Raw genomic sequence first — 17,447 nt, 5'->3', positions numbered from 1 at the left:
AACCTGCAAAAGCCATAAGATTATTTTAAAGTGTGCGCTGAGCGACTGATTTCAGCTTACTTTCAATCTGCACGATAAGATAACACCATGCTTGTTGCAATGGACCATCCTGTGGGGCTTGGACCGCGTCCGCCACCGATTCGAGTGATGCAATCAACGTCTCGTCACCCAATGCAAGCAGAGCGCCCCGCAGGCGGTGCACGAGACGCTTCGTCAAAGGCTTATCGTACGCTGTGATCGCGGCATCTAAACTGGCACGGTCTTTCGTCCACTCGTTTTGAAAAGCACGCCACAAAATGTCGTCTAACGGAGTGTACGATGTGGTTGTTGAATCGATGTCGCTATTAATGGGATTAACGCTTTTCCCCGCAAAGCGATCAAGTATCCGCGCCAGATCATCGAGCGACACAGGCTTGTCTAATTGTCCGTCGAATGCTGTTTCGGAAAAGGACGGGGCGTCCCTCACCGATGCCGTGGTACAGATAATCGTTGCTTGTGGATCGACTCGGCGAATTTCGCGCAACAAGTCGGGGCCGTCGAGTTCTGGCATCGATAGATCGGTAATCACTAGGTCCGCTGGTTGTTCGTGCCATAGCGCCAGCGCGGCAAGCCCATTCGCGGCGCTGCGGATACGATGACATCCGAGTCGTCGCAATTGATCGGTAAGCAATCTACGGCTCACGTCTTCGTCTTCCGCGATCAAGATATCCAAATCTGCCGCGGTACGTTGAGGCGGGTACATAGGCTGGCTTTCCGGCACCGGCGTGCGGCCTGATAATTGTCGCAGTGCACTGCGTAAGGCCTGTCTTGATAAAGACGTCAAATACCATATTCCATCCGCGTGACGTGGCACCAGGGGATGGTCGCTCGCCAGGCAGATCGTTCCTAGCTTCGGAGCCACCCTGCCGGACAGGGTATGTGCCGCCAGTAATTCCGGCCCGTTGCGACCGTCGGTCCTGTCGATGTCGCTGGATGTTACCAGGATGTCCAGTGAAGCATCTTCCTGCGCATCGGCGTCCGGCAGCGTCACGAAGCGGCCGCCCCAGCGCGAAACGCGTCGTGCAAAGGCTGCTTGCCACTCCGGATCGCGTATATCGGTGCCGATGTGCAAATCGCGTAGTCTTGGCGCCGTGCCATCGTAGTCGTCCGCATCGTTCATGCGCGGATCACGGATTGCGCCGAAGGGTAGGTCTACACGAAACGTACTGCCTGTTCCCGGCGCGCTGGTCAACGTAATGTCACCGCCCATCAGTTTCGCCAACTTTCGACATAAAAATAACCCAAGGCCTGTTCCGCCGAATCGCCTGCTGATCGTGTTGTCAGCTTGTGACATGGGGCTGAATAAGGTGGATTGCACCGTGGACGGGATGCCGATACCGGTATCAGTGACCTCGAGTCTAACCAGGCTCCGCGCGTCGCTGATAATGAGATGGCTTCGGACGACGATCACGCCGCTTTCCGTAAACTTGGTTGCATTGCTGAGCAGGTTTAATAAAATTTGCCCGGTTCGTTGCGGATCACCATGAACGTTGTCATCCAACCTGGGGTCGGTGAAGCATAAACAGCGTACGCCACGCCGCGTGATCGCGGGCGCGAATTGCTGGACCGCTTGCTCCACTACATCGTTGACGCACATGCGTACCGAGTTGATCGTCAACGCATTGGATTCGACTTTCGTCAAATCAAGTAGATCGTCCACAATCTGTAGCAGCGAGCCAAAAGCGCGGCGGATCAGAGCGACACGCTCCCGATGTTCGGTTTCGATAACTTCTCGCTCTAGTAATTCGAGATGACCGGAAGCGCCGTGCAGTGGCGTTCTTATCTCATGCGTCATCAAAGCGAGAAACATCGATTTTGCCTTATTTGCCTCATCCGCTTTTTCCTTGGCTTGAATCAGCAGGCGTTCGTTTTCTTTCTTGAAATTCAGGTCGACCAGACCGAAGAGCACGGCTACCCGACCGCCATATGGCGTACGCGATGCGGCCACGCCAATGTGATTGGTGCGATTGGCGCCCACTGGCCACGCAACCTCTCTAAACAGATGATCGCCCGCTTCGTGGGAGGAGGGCCAGTCGCGGGCGATGCGTGTATAGAAATCGATACTGCGTTTGCCGTTGTCATCCGCAAGCATCTGTGTGGCTACCGCATTTTCCAGGACCACTTCGTTTGTTTCAGGAACGTAGACGGCCACGCCAACGGGAATGGTGTCGATGACTGATTTGCTGAAATGCTCCGCTTCGATTCGTTTTTGAATGCTGACGCTGAGTGGACCCGCAATCCGTTTGTCGAAAAAGATGACAGAACCCCATAGGAATAGCAATGAGGCCAGCACAATGCACAGCCCCAGAATGGCTTCTCGATGAAGGCTCGCTACGACATCACGCCAATCGAATACATAAACGGCGACCCAGCCCGGGCCATTGATTTTTTGGCTGATATAAAACACACCACCATCGCGATAGCTACGCAGCGTGCCGTCTGAGTGTCCAATCACCGAGGATTGCCGTTGAATTGCGCGATACCGTCGCTTATCGGCTGCGGAGCTTGGTGAGAACCCCAAATTCTGTTGGCTTGCGCTGTCGAGTACAAAAAACCCCGGCGTCCGTTCGCTATGCAGGAAGAATTGAAGAAAATCATCGAATCCGACGCTTACATCAATTGTCAGAACGCGTTGCTCTCCATGAAAAATAGGTAGGACAATCTCAGATATCGCTGTTTTCTTTGCCTCTCCTCGATTGAGGATATCGACACCAGCCTCTGGCAGGCGCCGGTCCGTTACCCAAAACGGCCGGTTTGCGCGCAACTCGCGGGGTGATTGGCCCGATAGCAGATTTTCCGCGAATGCGGTCTTGGATACGTTAAAGCGCACGGCACCTTCTTGGCGTGCCACGCGTTGGGCCGCTTCGTCCAAAGGTGGAGAAAACGCCATGAATTTGCCGTCCGGCGAATAGATGCCCCCGTGCAACGTAACGCCGATCTTGCGCGCGTCAATGGATGGCGCGGCCGAGACGTCCCGCAAGATACGAAGTAGGCCGGCCAATCGTTCAGCGTCGCTTGAATTCGAGAGACTGCTTACGAGCGTGAAGGGAGTGACAGTGAGATCGGGGTTCGTTCCGGTGACGTCGTTGCCTTCGCGCAGCCGAAGCTGATAGGTTTGCAATGGTACGTCATCTTTTTGATGTAGTGACCAGGCAGCTTCATACAGATCGACAAATTGCATGAGCCGCACCGAGAGGTTGTCGACCTCTGATTTTACTTGTTCCCGTTTTGTGACGAAGAGTGCGACCTGTTTATCTCGATACTGATCGACAACGGTGATGGAAGCGAGTACAGCAACACCCAAGATCGCGATCGACAGCGTTACGGCCGCGCCATACAGCAATCGTCGATGGTATCGGTAACTACGCGCCAGAATGCGTTGCGGCATTGCGCTCACTACTCCTTATTGTTTGTGGCCATATCCCAACACGGCTTGGGATATGGCCTATTCGATATTGCATCTACGCCTCTGTGCGAAGCGATTCACCTTCGACACAATACATGCACTAACGGTCACCTGCTAGTGATTGACTTTATGTTAGGTTTATTTTTTAATAAATATTATTTTAATAAAAAATAATTCTAATATTAAGCGACTAGTGGCTAATAAAATACTTTTCAACGGGACGCAGTCATGTTATATCTCAAAGTTACGATGGTCTGGTTTGCGTTTGTGGGAATTGTCATATGCTTGCTCCGCGGCGCAAAGGATGATTTCTAACGTTCGATTGACGATTTACCCAGGATGGTGGCTGTCGGGTAAAAGGGTTCGTGACAAGCGCGAAGTGACGGTAGGAGAATGACATGAAGAAGATCTCGGTAGGACTGGCGGACGATCATCCCATTATCTTGCTGGGCGTCACGCAAGTGTTGACACAACACAGTGATATCGATGTGCAGTTTAGCTGCTCGTCAATAGGGGATCTGTTTCAACACCTCTCCGACACCCCAGTAGATGTATTGTTGTGTGACTTTGAGTTTGCAGACGATGCACAGGCGGACGGTGTTGACCTTTTGAAGCGAATCAAGCGCGTTGCGCCGAATACAAAAGTAGTGATCCTGAGTTCTCATACCGGATCACACATCGTTTCAACATCGCTGGCCGCTGGCGCGTCTGGTTTTATTGGAAAAGCCCGAAGCGATTGCGCAAATCTACCTCATGCCATCCGTGAAGTTCAAAGCGGAAGCATTTACTTGCCAGGGTCTATTGCAAGCGCGGTACTGTCAAATATTTTTCAAGGTGTCGACAAAGCTACAGGCTTGAGTGCGTTGTCTGAAAAGGAATCAATCGTGGCGCGTATGACTTGCGACGGATTTTCCATTTCTGAGATAGCAGCTCGGATTCACCGGAGCCCGAAGACGGTCAGTAATCAAAAAGGTGCCGCCATGCGAAAGCTAGGGGCGAGAAATGACGTTGAATTGGCCAGTATCATGCGTGAGCTTAAGCGCGACTAGGGAGGTAGACGGTGGTCTCTGTCCGTGCGGTTCCGTGTCCGGCACACTGTCATGTGGTAGTTGCTTACCCCGACACCCTTGTGCGTGAACGGATCATTGCGACGTTGCGGCAGCACTTTCAAGGCAGAATGCGCATTGACGTAAGCGAAGTCAGCCGGCTGTCGGATGTACGCAAGGCGCTCGACGAACATCAGCCTGAACTGGTCGTATCGGCATGGCGTCTGGATCAAGGTACCATATTCGAGGTACTCGACAGCCTGGGCCAAGCCGTACGCGTACCGCTGCTGGTTGTTATTGGTATGCCGACCCGCGACTTGGAACGTGCTGCCAATGTGTATGCGCGGTATTTGCGGCTACCCGCCCCGATATTCGCTGATCGTCCATCGGTGCTGCCCGATCAGACAATCTCAATCGCGCCTTCACTGCCGATGCCACGTCCGTTGCGCCTAGCGCGGCTGTTTGATCACGACGCCGGTGTTCCTTCGGATATTGAAAAAAGGGAATTGCAAGAGGCGCTAAGGCAAGGTGCCATTGCGGCCATGGCGCAGCCGCAGTACTGTCTGATGTCTGGCGAAATCGTGGGTGTCGAACTATTGGCACGATGGCAACTTGCCTCCGGCGAGATGCTATCGCCGGACTATTTCGTACCACTTATCTCGAAGCTCCGCATGGATCTCACGTTGTTCGAAACCATGTTGAACTCGGCCGCATTACTGCATGAGAAGATGCGGTCGCATAGGCGATTTCGGGTGCAACCATTGAAGTTCTCGATCAATGTGTCCGCTACCGCAGTGAGATCCGCAAGCGCCGCGCAGGCACTGGCGCATAGTGTGCATGTTCGTGGTCTCGATAAACATATTGTCATTGAGGTTACCGAAGACGGTGGCGAGCGCTGTGCTAACGCCCTGGCGGGCGCCGTAGGTCACTGGCGTCTATGCGGATTCGACTGCGCGATCGATGATTTCGGAGCGGGAGCATCATCGTTTCGTCGCTGGCGACTGGCACCATTCAATGTTCTGAAAATTGACCGTGCGTCACTTTGGGGTGCGCGTGCCGGTATGGCTGGTAACGCAAAGAGATGTGCCAACCTGAGGAAGGTCGTGTTGCTTGCGCAAGCGATGAGGATGCAAACAGTCGCCGAGGGAATCGAAACTTCGGAAGATCAAGAACTCGCTCGTGCAATCGGCTGCGATACAGGACAAGGATATCTTTTTTCAAAACCATTGAGCACCGATGCATTTATAGCACTTTTGAATCAGTCAGGTCGGTTTTGACGCGAATACCGACTTTCCTGGCATAGCGTTATTCGCGATGACATAACCCGACTTAGTGTTGCAGCATTGCAGATTGAAAATCTGACGACCGGACCGCCAATGACGTCCATTGTCCTGGCGTGATTGTCTCATGTTTCGTGGTCGAATCCAACGCGCGGCGCGGAGATTTCACTGCATAATATTGATTGAATATACGTTGCGCATAGTCCCTCTGTCGAGAGCGGGTGAGTGCATTGTAGCTGCCGACGGCACGCCATGTGGCGCCGTATCGTGCGATGTTTTGCGATAATATCCATGCACCAACCCGCTCATTGGTACAACCGTCAAATAGCTGCTTCTCACCGACGCCATACTTTTTCAAAGCGGGTAACCATGCACTGTTTATCTGCATGACGCCGATGTCGATCGATCCGTCGCGGTTGCGATGCGTGGCGTCCGCGCGGAAGCCCGACTCCTGTGCTGCAATGACATGCAAAAGGACAGGATCGATGTCATAGATATGTGCTGCCTCGACCAAGCAGTCGCTCGCATACGCCGATTGCATGATTTTCCACATGGCGTACGCAGCAACAGAAGCACGGAGAAATATCCAACAACGCGGCGTACCACGACAAGGCAAAGGCGGCGGTACTCCACGCTCGGTGTTAGAACATGTCGGATTCATATTGCAAGGTAGGGCTTGCGTCGGGCGCATCGTCATCTTTGAGGTACGAATAAGCGGCTGTCAACGCAGCCGCGAAGTGCTGTAGATCCGCCGGGGTGATGGTGTCAGAAAGTGTCTGGGCCGCCGCAGCAGCCCGACCGCTGAAGGAGGTGTTGCCGGTTTCAGTGACCTGCATCGCGTCGCCCCGGACGGTGGAATCCGGACTCATACCGAGGAATGGTGGAAGGGTGGTTGTCATGGCGCTTGCCTATCATCGGCTGGTTGAAGACGTGCCATCAATGCAGAAAGCATATGCTTGGCGTTGGAAAGATTGGTTGGCTTGCTGTTATGCACAAGCTTGTTACTGATTTCGGACGATGCTTCCGGCGGATAAAAAGATATCGAGAAGCGACCGTTGCTGATCACGAATCGGTTGCTTGGCGACGATGCTAATTTGATGCGACGACCACTACTTGTTCGCAGTTGATCTACACCTGCGCAAGATAGCCTGCACCATCTAGGCACGTAAACGGTAATGGACTCATCTCCACCAACGTTCTTTACTTCAATATATTCCTCGATCAAAGCACGGGCTGTCTCGGTGTCACGGAACAGGCGTTCGACGTCGGCCGTGATGGCAGCATAAAAGTCACTGAGTTGTGTTTCGTACGACATCGATAAATGCTCAATCTGATTAGCCACTTCTTCCACTAATACCGTCAGGCCGTCGCGATAGCCTTCGCTTCTTGCCACAACGTACTGGTTTGCGGCCTCACGAGTTGCACAGTCGACAATCCGTCGCGCGGCCTTTCGTGCGGCTACGTCTAAGGCATCCCGACGATTGACCTTATAGAGCGCTTTTCGCCGATACAAAACGTCAGCCTCTGCTTCCGGTGCCTTCGCGTATATCTTGTGCAAGATTTTTTGCATAGCACATTGCCGTTGAAAACGTTGTAAACGAAACCCAGCTTTGCGTCCCCTTTGCAACCAGTTGTCTTTGCAGCAGGGTCGCATCGTTATCCGTACTGGCTGGGAAACATAATGCAAGGCGCTCGCTTAAGACCGTAGGAATCGTGGGGTATGTAATCCGTAAAGCAACCAGGCCGCAGGCAATGGGGTCTACTGCGCTTGTACGCGCGACAGCCGGCACGGCAAGCTGCGGCAAAGGCAATTCGAGGAAGCGTCTGGCGTATTGACTTAACTGCCGGTAGCGAGTGGACAAGCGCCACTCCGCACGTTGACTAAAAAGCCCGAGCAGCAAACACAGCTCGGGAATCCATGCCCAACTACGTAGCAGAATCGCCGTGCACGCGTCGATGGGTATCGTTTCAAGGGGAGCGTCTCCAAGTCCGTATTGCGCGACGATCAGCGCGTTGCGCGTCGCACGGGTCAGTGAAAGCCATGCCTCAGGTGCCATAGGTAGACGGGAGGGATGTAAATAGCTGTCGGGATCAAGCAGGATTTGTAACAGGTAGTCGAAACTGGTCATTTTCGTTTCGTATCAAAAAGATTACGACCGATAGTCAGACGGTTGAATAGCCTTTGAAATCGGCCGCCGGGCTTACGTTCAGTCGGCGCGATGTCATCCACGATGTCGTCATCGCCATGTCTTGCACGCCAACGTGGCGTGGCCAGACGAGACTGAATACCGAACCCGACGGCGGCTACCAACGCCAATATCCCGATGATCATGGTGAGCGTTGCCGAAAGCCCTATCCATGCCGCGCCTGTCGATGAAACAGTCTCTACGTTCTTGGCAGGTAGCGCGTGAAATACTGGCGCACTGCGTTCGGCAAGTACCGAGATATCGTCATAGTCGATCTTTTCAAAGCTATTCTTGACGTAGCGCTTGACCTCGCTGATCAACGTATCCTCATCGACCTCGCCCGAATAAATGATCAGTACGGCGACATGCATTTTCTGCGGACCATCGATATCTCCCGTTAGTGGATAACTGACGTTAACACGTGCCCGAACCACATGATCCAGCGCGTTTAAATTACTGGAAAGACGTTGTTCTATATAAGAAATCAAACGAGAGTGTTCCGCCAAGGGCGTAGAAATCAGGCTGTCGGCTGGAAATGCCTGACTTATCTGAATATCGGCCGGTTGTGGCAAGTCGAATTTTCGCGCCAGATCGACTGCGGCGGGGAAGTCCTGGCGAGCGACATCCACTTCATAAACGCCTTTCCCTAGGTCTCGCTTTATGGCCGTAACACCGTGACGTTGCAAGACCGCGACCACATTATTGACTTGTGTTTCCGAGAGCCCCGACAACAGCGATTCGCTATGACAGGCGGATAGCACGAGTACGCCTGCAAACGAAAAAAATCGTAAGGTATGGCGACCGCAGGCACCGAAACAAACACGCGCCGAAACGTAGGGGAACAAGAAGACGGTGCGACCTCCCACGGCTTATCCTTTCACCAGGGTTTCCACGCCCGTCGCCAGGCGTTTGACGACGCCACTGATAACCGCGTTATTTACGGAGTAGTTCGCCAGTTCTACCTGGAATGCCGCGAGGGCGGCGGGGTTGGCGTAGGCACCGGGTGATTGCATGAATTGGTCGATGCGATGCCGCGCAGACAACATCTCATCCGTGAGATTTTGAGCGGCCGAGCGCAACGCCACGTCCAGACTTCGATGCTCCTGAATGGCGCTGGCCGAGAAAATCGGTTGAACCGCTGAGAGGGCTTGCATTGATGGATATCCTGAAGAGCGAACGTAACATTGCGTGAAAAGGTAAAGAAACGTGTTTAACGCAGCTTGCTTGCGATATCGGAGTCGATATCCTTCATGGCCTTGACAGCACTGCTTTGTGCATTACGGAACATGGTGTATTCGGACAGGATGGCTTGATAATTGGCAAGCGCCGCTGGGCTCGACGGATCGCTTTGCAGCGTGGCCAAGGCGGCATCCAAATCAGAGCTTAGACTTCCCACGCCGGCATTGAAACCTTTTGCGATATCGACAATATACATATCGAGGTTGGGGTCGAGGCCACCGCCGGACGCTGGCATATCAGTAGCTTGAATAGATGATGGCATTTTAGTTTTCCTTGCTTGAGTTGTTGAAATACCAGTGTTCGGGATCGACCAAGATATAGCCGTCCACGCCTGTCTGGCGCGATTTACCGTTTAGCCAGATGGTTTTTAAGGCCAGGCTAAAGCGGATTTTCCGATGACCCCAGTCATGCGAAAAATGTCGAGCGAGATCCGCGACGGCGGATAACGCGTAATCAGTGACATAGCCAGTGATGAAGAACGTGACATACCCGTGAGATTGAATCTCCGAAAACGTAACGGGAATACGCGTCAGTGATGACTTTGCCATCGCTATGACATCAGCAGGTGCTTGCTCTTGGATATGCACGCCTTTTGCAAACGGGAATACCGGTGCAAGCAATTCCGATGCCTCGTCGATTTGTTTACGTAGCGTGGAATTGTCCTCGCCATCATGCTTCACAAGCACCAATTCCGGCTCGCTTACCTTATCGAGTCGTATTGTGTAGTAGTCAATATTGTGCTCGTTCAGTACCTCTTCGGCCTTGGAAATAAGATCCGAAGCGTATAAGACGACAGGTCTTGATGCCAGCGGATACCTGAGTGCTATTTGATCATCCCAATCTTTAACGCTAGCCGTTCGCGCAATGATGTAGTGGGTACCGTTCTTGGTCACGATATCATTCGTGCCCCAACCGTTATCGAACGCATTGGCGACTCGTGCGGTATCTGCGCCAGATGAAAGATATCGTGCAATCCCCCATAGCGAAAATGCCAGAAAAGCGGTTGCCATGCATACAGCGCCCCTTCGTCGTCCAAGAAACCTATGTTTAAAAGTGGCGTCGACAGTCACCGATGAGTCGGCGACCGCAAGCACCCCGTTATCCGTATCGCTTTTCTCAGCCACCGGCAAAAACGCGCATATGCTATCGGACCAAGGTATATCTGCCGGTCGGACAGAAAATGCAATATCGCCATATCGACAGACTGAATTGAACGCGCAGTTCTCCACCAAGAGGTCACTACCATTGATCCATTCGATCCGAAGTTTTCCCGCTTCTGCTTCGGACGTGGTCGCATCATCGTCGTTCGTGCCAGATAGTGCTGCGTTCCGTACATGATCTTCCGTATTCCGAGCGTGCGACGTCGGAAAGTGAATGCGAAAATTTACCCCGGACTTGTGGTGCGGAATATGCAATGCGTTGATTGCTAACTGTGCCGCATCCGTCGCGTTATCTTTGTCCCTTCCTTCATATTGACCGGAGCCGACAAAAACGAATAGTGAGCGCTGGTTCGGAAGCAGCAAGTCCACGCCAAACATCGGTCCAAAGAGGACGCGTAACTCGTAGATCGAATCGGCATCCGTCAACACTGAGCTCATTTCGTGCCTTTCACCACGCATGCATATAGGTGAAGCATGCAAATCAATTCATCAGAACGAGAGCGTGTTTTCGTTCAACCAGGGGTGAATGAAAACAGGATTGCCTGAGTATCGTCAATATCTAACCACGGATATTCGATATTCGAGGCAAGGATGAACGAAAAGTAGGCGCAAGCCCATTAGCAAACGGGCATCGCGCCATGTCTTGATATCTACGGCATCCGTACAATGTGATTTATTCAATAAGGCAATGAAAAGATAAAGCAGACATAAAACGGTTATCTATTTCGAACGGTACAAGGTATGTGAATGATGGTTACGAAAGAGAAAACATACTGCATAACGGTGGATCGAAATCACCTGCTGATAGAGGAGTATGGTGCGAGCGAGAAATCGGAGCGTGGGAGTCTGCCTACCACTCGCGTTGCAAGCTTGCTTGCCTTTGTCGAAAGTGCGCAATGTTTTGACGTCAGTCATGTGAATCGCGCGGCAGGAAGTGAGATTCCTGCGACGCTATCGTTCAGGATCGCCGATTTACCTAGTGTTTACGGGTTTAACCGGTGGTTATGTGAATGCGTGATAAACGATGATCCGCGCATTGAACCACTGCGAAATTTTCTACGTGTCCAGGAAGCGTATCAGCTTGTTCTCTTCTTGCTCCGCGCATATGACGGCCATACATCGGTAGCGAGACTGGCGCAGCGTTATGGGTTGTCCGCGGTTCAGTTCAGGCGTATCTGCCGCAGCATCTTTGGTTGCGGTTTAAAGCAACGTTTGCGCCAGTGGCGAGCGTTGAATGCATTGCACGATATTTTGTCCCGACATGAAACGTTGACTGAGTTGGCCTATCAGCATGGTTTCTCATCGTCGTCGCATTTTTCGCAAGAAATTAAATTTCATTTTGGGGCAAGGCCTGGATGCTTGAGGTAACGGTGAGAGTCTTTGGAAGTTTGACTGAGTGCACGGTCGGCCTATGCGGGATCGTGCAGCGGCACACGAATGGCTGCATGAAAAATGGCAGAAACCTGGTGGCGATTTTCATCGCTTGTCTTTCACCGGGTTTCGCCCATGCGCAGTTGATTGATGCGGATGCTAATTCACATATCCTGTCATCAGGCGTTGTATCAGATGCACCGCGTTTTATAGCACAGAATACAAGTTTGTCCGATGTCTTCGACGCCATTCAAGGAAAGATTGGACGGCCGATTGTCGTAAGTCCCAAAACGCAAGCCCTTTTCGTTACCGGAACTTTCGACCTCAACACCCCAATGGCAACGTTGAGGCAACTTGTTAAAACCATGGGTTTGATGACGTACGACGATGGTCGATCTCTGTATGTCTATCGTGACAGCGAAATCGGCGGCTCGGTGATACAAATGGGCCATCAACGTTTAGGAGATGTGCGCACCTTTTTAAGATCCTCAAACCTTTACGATGAGCAGTACCCCATCATCGGGGCCGACAGCGCTGGTGTCTTCTATGTTTCCGGGCCGCCTATATACGTTCGCCTGGTGGTGGCGGCAGCGAAGTATCTGGACCAGCTTCCGGGATTTCAAAACAATACCGCAATGGTTTTTCGCATTGTGCCATTGCACAACTCATTCGTGGTTGATCGCCGTTATAAGGTTCGCGATGAGATAGTCGACATGCCCGGTGTGGCCGATGTCATTCGGAGATTATTTTCGTCCCACGCCAATGGTCAGACCACATCGGACGCGTCTGTCGCGGCCGGCATGCACGCGCCGGACGTTTCCGGTCAAGATATTCTGAAATTACCACTGCCGACAACGCGAGACGTTGATGGCAGTGGTGTTAAGAATACCGATGCAGAGCCGGGCGTCGTCAGCTCGATTCCTATGCAGTCCAACACCGTTTGGGACGTTCGGATGGTATCGAACCCAGATGGGAACAGTATTCTTTTATATGGACCGAGAGAGCACGTCGACATGGTTGAGCGCGCTATCCGTGCGGTAGACGTCCCGAAGCGTCAGATCGAATTGTCCCTCTGGATTATCGACGTTGATCGCCAGAAACTGGATGAACTAGGCATAAACTGGCAGTCATCCGTGGCTGCCGGGCCTATTACCGCAACGGCGAACGGTAGCCAGATGGCTGCGTTGAACGGCATTACTTTCTTGGCAACCATCAATGCATTGACGGAAAAAGGCCAGGCAACCATCGTATCCAGGCCAATCGTTTTGACCGAAGAAAACGTGCCGGCTGTTTTTGACAATAGTCATACCGAGTATTACCCGTTGGTAGGTGAGCGTACAGCCGCACTGGAACATTTCTCGTATGGCACGATCGTTCGTGTGTTGCCGCGGCTCACGCGTGATGGAAGAGAGGTCGAGATGATCGTGACGGTGCAAGACGGCAGTTCGCAGAATAGCGGCAGCCGATCTAAAAATACGCCGGTGATTCCTGTGGTAAGCGACACGCAGATCAGTACGGTCGCGCGCGTTCCTCGGTTCAAGAGTCTGCTGTTGGGCGGCAGCACAATCGATCAGCACGAGACCACCACGTACTACATTCCCGGTCTATGGAAGATTCCTTATCTTGGAAGGCTTTTCCGGATGGATCGCACCCGCACGGAACATATGGTGCGCCTTTTTCTGATTCAGCCACGCATCTTGAATCGGGATGATAGTTGGCTTGGCGGGCAGACGCTGGAAGCGGGCGACCTGGTCGGCACGCGTTCGCAAATGGCCGAGACAAGTCGTATGTTGACGCAATACCTCACTGACCTGGATGACGGGCAAGGCGAACCTTTGGACGAGACTAGCGACGACACCAATAAGCATCCGGGCACTAACGTGCATGATGTAACTCCGCAGTCGGGAAAAAACGTCAGCAAGCGGGGCGGTCAGGCGTCGGGGACAGAAAGTGCAACGCATCAGTAATCCATCTCAGGACACGCGGCCGAGCCTAGCCGGATTCGGTGGCAACAACATCTCAACGAGCCCGGCGGTTGCGGTGGCAGGTGCCGCGAATGCGGCTGTGCATATCGATACGCCGGAAGAACGCGTCTTCGCTTTGCAGGAAGACCTCGGAATGATGTTGGCGCAGAATGCTCGTCGAAAGGACGTTGAGCGTAGCCGCAATCGCGTGTCCGATGAAGCCGAATCGATCCTAGAGGAAGATCGTGAGTTCCGCCTGGCGACACTCACGCGTGTACTTAAATCCGGGGAGCGAAATCTGCGAGATCTCCTGCGCCAGGCACGCCTTCTTTTCCCCGATGATAGCGATCTCGTACTCGCCCTGCGTGCGCGGAAGCGCGTAGCTTCGGCTTCTAGCAACATTGATCGAGAGTCGGGCGCGGCCGTCACGAGCGACGTCAACGATTCGGTTTTACTCAATGCGGCGATCGACATGGTGTTTCGGGAGGGAAACGCGCAACACATAAAAGCCGGTATCAATGCGGCGTCCGCGGCTCGTCGCTTCGCGGAACGGATGGCGCTGGATGCACGTGCCTTGCGGAAGTTGTACCGTGATTTTCTGGACTTTGCCGATGCACTACCTGATCTTTACGATGACTGGATTGAACGATTCGACTACACGAGGCGTACCGGGCTAACTTGTTTTGTCGGTGATACGCTGAAGGCGGACCGCAGAGCGATGGACCCAAGTTGCTCTCAGGAAGCATTTTCGTGGCTGTTTGCGCAGTGCAATGTGTTGCGAATGATGGTGGCGGCGGATAGGACGTTCGTGATGCAACTTCCGATGAACGTGGTAACGACCCCGGTCCTCAACTTGGAAGGGATGGATGAGGTTGATCGGCGCTACCAGGCGGGCTCGGACATGTTATCCGGGTTGGTGACCACGCTGATGCGTGATGCCAAACAGGTCCCGTTGGCATTGACTGCACTATGTACACAGGTGGAAACGCTCGAAGCGCGGGAGCGGTTCATTCAGCGTGCCTATTGCGCGCTTGCTGCTTTACCGCTCGCACTTTTTCCTGACGCGATTTCCCGTCAAACCGTTCTGCAAGCCGTGTTAAATCTTGCCACACCTGGTTTTTAGTGTCGTTAGCGCAAGCACCGGGCCTGTGTTTGGCGATTGAAGTCAACGACACTTTTTGTCTGTTTTTCTCATGAATTTTATTGCGAATGCACGTAACTTTCTCTTAGCACTTCAACGCAAGCCCGAGCTCGCGGTGCTGTGCTTGATCATCATGATCATTGGCATGCTGGTAGTGCCGTTGCCCCCTGATTTGCTCGACTTTCTGATCGCAGTCAATATGATCACCGCGGTGCTTGTGCTGATGAGCGCGCTGCACGTTGTCAACATGCTGAGTCTGTCCACATTCCCCGCAATTGTATTGCTGACGACTTTGTTCAGGCTCGCGCTTTCAATCAGCAGCAGTCGATTGATTCTGATGACCGGGCACGCCGGACAAATCATTCAGACATTTGGGGAGTTCGTCATCGGCCAAAACATCGTGGTGGGCCTGGTGATCTTTGCAATCGTGACCGTGGTGCAGTTCATCGTCATTACCAAGGGGTCTGAACGGGTAGCAGAGGTAGCCGCCCGTTTTTCACTGGATGCCATGCCTGGCAAGCAAATGAGCATCGATGCCGACTTCAGGGCGGGCATTATCGATGGTAATGGGGTCCGCGTGCGCCGCAGCGCACTTGAGCGTGAAAGTCAATTGTACGGATCGTTCGATGGTGCAATGAAGTTTATCAAGGGTGATGCCATTGCAGGAATTCTGATTATATTTGTCAACCTTATCGGCGGCGTGACGGTCGGTACTTTAAAGCAACATTTGACAATCTCCGAATCAATGTCGACCTATACGATCCTAAGTGTAGGGGATGCATTGGTGGGGCAAATTCCGGCGCTGTTAATTTCAATGGGCGCTGGCTTCCTTGTGACTCGAGTGGCCGGTAGCGATCGCAATCTGGGTCATGACATCGTTTCAGAGATTCTGTCGAGCGATCCGGTGTTAGGCATCTCGGCGGCGTTATCGGCCGTGATTGGGTTGTTACCAGGATTTCCTCTTCCGGTATTTCTGGTCGTATCAACTGGTCTAGGACTTCTATGCTGGAAGCGTCGTCGGCGGCGTGGACCCGGGATGGAAAAAATATCTGATGAGGAGGCGGCGAACGGCATACCCACACTTATAAACCAATCGGCCGGAGACATTGGATCACATTCTGCATTATCCGGAACCGATAGCGTGCCAGTTGGTCATCCAGTTGTCGTTCTTCTACCCCAGTACAGTCGTCAATACATATCTGTTGCCGCATTGTCTGCATCCTTACGCGGCAGAATGTTAGGTGATGCGGGGCTATTATTGCCGGAGATCTTTGTCGGTTTCAGCGCTGTCGCGGATGAAGGCGGGACAGAAATGCGAGGCGAACGCCGTACGTCTTCGCATGTTGACCCGGAGGAAAAACATCGTGTCGTTATTCGTATAAATGACGTGGACGCCGCGGTCCTGCACATCGCATTTGACGGTGTACGTTTGATAGGCGGTGCCGATATGGTCCGCGGTCTTGGCGTCGGCGTGTCACGTATGGCTGATTGCGATGGCGATTTGGCCGAGTGGGCACAGATCGATGTCGGCAGATTAAGGCAACTGGGCGTGACATTCCGTGAAGCAATTGACGAGCTACATGATCAATTCATCACGGTTGCACTACGGAACAGTAATGAATTTTTCGGTATTCAAGAAACAAAGAATTTGCTCGATACACTTGACCCGCGTTATCCAGAGTTGTTGAAAGAGGTCTATCGCCAACTCCCGATCCAGAAGCTGTGCGAAATATTGCGTCGCCTGCTAGTGGAACGCGTTGCGATCAAGAACATGAAACTGATTTTGGAAACGCTTGCGAATTGGGGGATGCGTGAAAAGGATAGTCTCGTTCTTGTGGAGCATGTGAGGATTGCATTGAGCAGGTACATATCCCATCGCCTCGCGTCCGACGGGAGGGTGAAGGTACTCGTGCTGACACCGGAATTCGAAGACAAGATTCGTGGTGGTATCAAGAACAACGCGGCAGGTACCTTCTTGAATCTAAGCCCTGATATCGCCAATGACCTGATCGACAGAATCGCGGGAGCGATGTCAGCACTGACTGCCATTCGCAGGGATTTCGTTTTGCTAGCTTCCATGGATGTGCGTCGTTACGCACGAGCGTTGATAGAAAATCGCTTTCCGGGATTACAAGTAATTTCTTTTGGAGAGGTGTCGGATAACGTTGCAATCGATGTACTCGGAAATATCTAGATAAGGAGCATGGGCGTGAATTTGGATATCGTGAGCTTGGTACGGGACGCACTCTTTGAACTCGGGTGTGCTGACAAAGTGGATGATGGTCTGAACCCACATTCCCCCATACACATCAATTTTCGCGATGGATCAGAAATTCGGATCGATGCATCCGACGACATCGTTACGCTGATAGCACCGATGCCACCGGTAAGCGAGCCAATTTTGCAAAATGTGGCGACACAGTTATTGACGTTCGTCATGCGGGAGCCGAGCGCACTTTTTACGCCGAATCGCCCCGTGTTACTTTGGTACGAATCGCACCTCTCCCTGGAAGCGACGTTGGCCACGAATGCCAGGGCCATGCCCGCTTTTCGGTACGCGCTGGAACAGTTTTTTGAAGAAACACGCGCACTTATGCAAATCATAGGTCGCTAAC

The 17,447-nt window shown here is 52.7% G+C and carries 16 protein-coding genes; 7 read left to right on the top strand and 9 right to left on the bottom strand.

The genetic code is table 11. The annotated features are described in order from the left end of the window. Positions 1–25 precede the first annotated feature (25 nt). Complete coding sequence (locus tag WM40_RS19440) at positions 26–3,427, bottom strand: ATP-binding protein (protein WP_024902868.1); 3,402 nt, start codon at positions 3,425–3,427, stop codon at positions 26–28. A gap of 416 nt (positions 3,428–3,843) precedes the next feature. Between WM40_RS19440 and WM40_RS19435 the strand changes: the two genes are divergently transcribed. Both WM40_RS19435 and WM40_RS19430 read left to right on the top strand, forming a co-directional pair. Continuing rightward, positions 3,844–4,494 carry a response regulator gene (locus WM40_RS19435; RefSeq protein ID WP_024902867.1) on the top strand — a complete coding sequence of 217 codons (651 nt, stop codon included), beginning with the start codon at positions 3,844–3,846 and terminating at the stop codon, positions 4,492–4,494. Positions 4,495–4,505: 11 nt separating this feature from the next. Next, on the top strand, positions 4,506–5,768 hold the full coding sequence (locus WM40_RS19430; RefSeq protein ID WP_157685857.1) for an EAL domain-containing protein: 1,263 nt from the start codon (positions 4,506–4,508) through the stop codon (positions 5,766–5,768). A gap of 52 nt (positions 5,769–5,820) precedes the next feature. Here WM40_RS19430 and WM40_RS19425 read toward each other — a convergent pair whose 3' ends face one another. Genes WM40_RS19425 through WM40_RS19395 form a run of 8 tightly spaced genes read right to left on the bottom strand, consistent with a single transcriptional unit; the run spans position 5,821 to position 10,782 of the window. Continuing rightward, on the bottom strand, positions 5,821–6,468 hold the full coding sequence (locus WM40_RS19425; RefSeq protein WP_236693603.1) for a lytic transglycosylase domain-containing protein: 648 nt from the start codon (positions 6,466–6,468) through the stop codon (positions 5,821–5,823). Beyond that, a complete protein-coding gene (locus WM40_RS19420; protein WP_046153706.1) occupies positions 6,413–6,670 on the bottom strand; it encodes a hypothetical protein in 258 nt (85 codons plus the stop codon). The genes WM40_RS19425 and WM40_RS19420 overlap by 56 nt, the downstream gene beginning before the upstream one ends. Next, positions 6,667–7,341, bottom strand: a complete 675-nt coding sequence (locus WM40_RS19415) for a hypothetical protein (protein WP_046153705.1) — start codon at positions 7,339–7,341, stop codon at positions 6,667–6,669. Before WM40_RS19415 ends, WM40_RS19420 begins: the two co-directional genes overlap by 4 nt. Then, positions 7,289–7,900, bottom strand: a complete 612-nt coding sequence (locus WM40_RS28910) for a hypothetical protein (RefSeq protein WP_081764858.1) — start codon at positions 7,898–7,900, stop codon at positions 7,289–7,291. The genes WM40_RS19415 and WM40_RS28910 overlap by 53 nt, the downstream gene beginning before the upstream one ends. After that, positions 7,897–8,823: a type III secretion system inner membrane ring lipoprotein SctJ gene (gene sctJ / locus WM40_RS19410; protein WP_082102999.1), complete on the bottom strand. Its 927-nt coding sequence runs from the start codon at positions 8,821–8,823 to the stop codon at positions 7,897–7,899. The genes WM40_RS28910 and sctJ overlap by 4 nt, the downstream gene beginning before the upstream one ends. Positions 8,824–8,826: 3 nt before the next feature. Further along, the gene (locus tag WM40_RS19405; RefSeq protein ID WP_046153704.1) at positions 8,827–9,111 is read right to left on the bottom strand and encodes a hypothetical protein; all 285 of its coding nucleotides are present in this window, start codon (positions 9,109–9,111) and stop codon (positions 8,827–8,829) included. 56 nt (positions 9,112–9,167) lie between these two features. Continuing rightward, entirely contained in the window at positions 9,168–9,458 is a 291-nt protein-coding gene (gene sctF / locus WM40_RS19400) for a type III secretion system needle filament subunit SctF (RefSeq protein WP_024902860.1), read from the bottom strand. A 1-nt stretch (position 9,459) separates the two neighbouring features. Continuing rightward, positions 9,460–10,782: a PrgH/EprH family type III secretion apparatus protein gene (locus tag WM40_RS19395; RefSeq protein ID WP_157685856.1), complete on the bottom strand. Its 1,323-nt coding sequence runs from the start codon at positions 10,780–10,782 to the stop codon at positions 9,460–9,462. Positions 10,783–11,106: 324 nt separating this feature from the next. Here WM40_RS19395 and WM40_RS19390 point away from each other — a divergent pair, with 324 nt between their 5' ends. The 5 genes from WM40_RS19390 (at position 11,107) to WM40_RS19370 (ending at position 17,446) form a co-directional block, all read left to right on the top strand. Continuing rightward, entirely contained in the window at positions 11,107–11,724 is a 618-nt protein-coding gene (locus WM40_RS19390) for a helix-turn-helix domain-containing protein (protein ID WP_157685855.1), read from the top strand. Next, the gene (gene sctC / locus WM40_RS19385) at positions 11,712–13,694 is read left to right on the top strand and encodes a type III secretion system outer membrane ring subunit SctC (RefSeq protein ID WP_082102997.1); all 1,983 of its coding nucleotides are present in this window, start codon (positions 11,712–11,714) and stop codon (positions 13,692–13,694) included. Before WM40_RS19390 ends, sctC begins: the two co-directional genes overlap by 13 nt. Further along, positions 13,678–14,814 carry an HrpJ domain-containing protein gene (locus WM40_RS19380; protein WP_024902856.1) on the top strand — a complete coding sequence of 379 codons (1,137 nt, stop codon included), beginning with the start codon at positions 13,678–13,680 and terminating at the stop codon, positions 14,812–14,814. The genes sctC and WM40_RS19380 overlap by 17 nt, the downstream gene beginning before the upstream one ends. A 70-nt stretch (positions 14,815–14,884) precedes the next feature. Further along, positions 14,885–17,026, top strand: a complete 2,142-nt coding sequence (locus WM40_RS19375; RefSeq protein WP_046153702.1) for an EscV/YscV/HrcV family type III secretion system export apparatus protein — start codon at positions 14,885–14,887, stop codon at positions 17,024–17,026. Between the two features lie 15 nt (positions 17,027–17,041). Further along, on the top strand, positions 17,042–17,446 hold the full coding sequence (locus WM40_RS19370; RefSeq protein ID WP_157685854.1) for a type III secretion system chaperone family protein: 405 nt from the start codon (positions 17,042–17,044) through the stop codon (positions 17,444–17,446). Position 17,447: the final 1 nt, after the last annotated feature.

This window comes from Robbsia andropogonis, from assembly GCF_000970345.1.
Taxonomy (GTDB): Bacteria; Pseudomonadota; Gammaproteobacteria; order Burkholderiales; family Burkholderiaceae; genus Robbsia; species Robbsia andropogonis.
Note: the sequence above shows the minus strand (reverse complement) of the source record. Positions and strands in the feature narration are given on the sequence as shown.

Coding starts and splice junctions, on each gene's coding strand:
- WM40_RS19440 (WP_024902868.1), bottom strand. CDS start 3,427: ATGCCGCAACGCATTCTGGCGCGTAGTTACCGATACCATCGACGATTG.
- WM40_RS19435 (WP_024902867.1), top strand. CDS start 3,844: ATGAAGAAGATCTCGGTAGGACTGGCGGACGATCATCCCATTATCTTG.
- WM40_RS19425 (WP_236693603.1), bottom strand. CDS start 6,468: ATGACGATGCGCCCGACGCAAGCCCTACCTTGCAATATGAATCCGACA.
- WM40_RS19420 (WP_046153706.1), bottom strand. CDS start 6,670: ATGACAACCACCCTTCCACCATTCCTCGGTATGAGTCCGGATTCCACC.
- WM40_RS19415 (WP_046153705.1), bottom strand. CDS start 7,341: ATGCAAAAAATCTTGCACAAGATATACGCGAAGGCACCGGAAGCAGAG.
- WM40_RS28910 (WP_081764858.1), bottom strand. CDS start 7,900: ATGACCAGTTTCGACTACCTGTTACAAATCCTGCTTGATCCCGACAGC.
- WM40_RS19405 (WP_046153704.1), bottom strand. CDS start 9,111: ATGCAAGCCCTCTCAGCGGTTCAACCGATTTTCTCGGCCAGCGCCATT.
- sctF (WP_024902860.1), bottom strand. CDS start 9,458: ATGCCATCATCTATTCAAGCTACTGATATGCCAGCGTCCGGCGGTGGC.
- WM40_RS19390 (WP_157685855.1), top strand. CDS start 11,107: ATGGTTACGAAAGAGAAAACATACTGCATAACGGTGGATCGAAATCAC.
- sctC (WP_082102997.1), top strand. CDS start 11,712: ATGCTTGAGGTAACGGTGAGAGTCTTTGGAAGTTTGACTGAGTGCACG.
- WM40_RS19375 (WP_046153702.1), top strand. CDS start 14,885: ATGAATTTTATTGCGAATGCACGTAACTTTCTCTTAGCACTTCAACGC.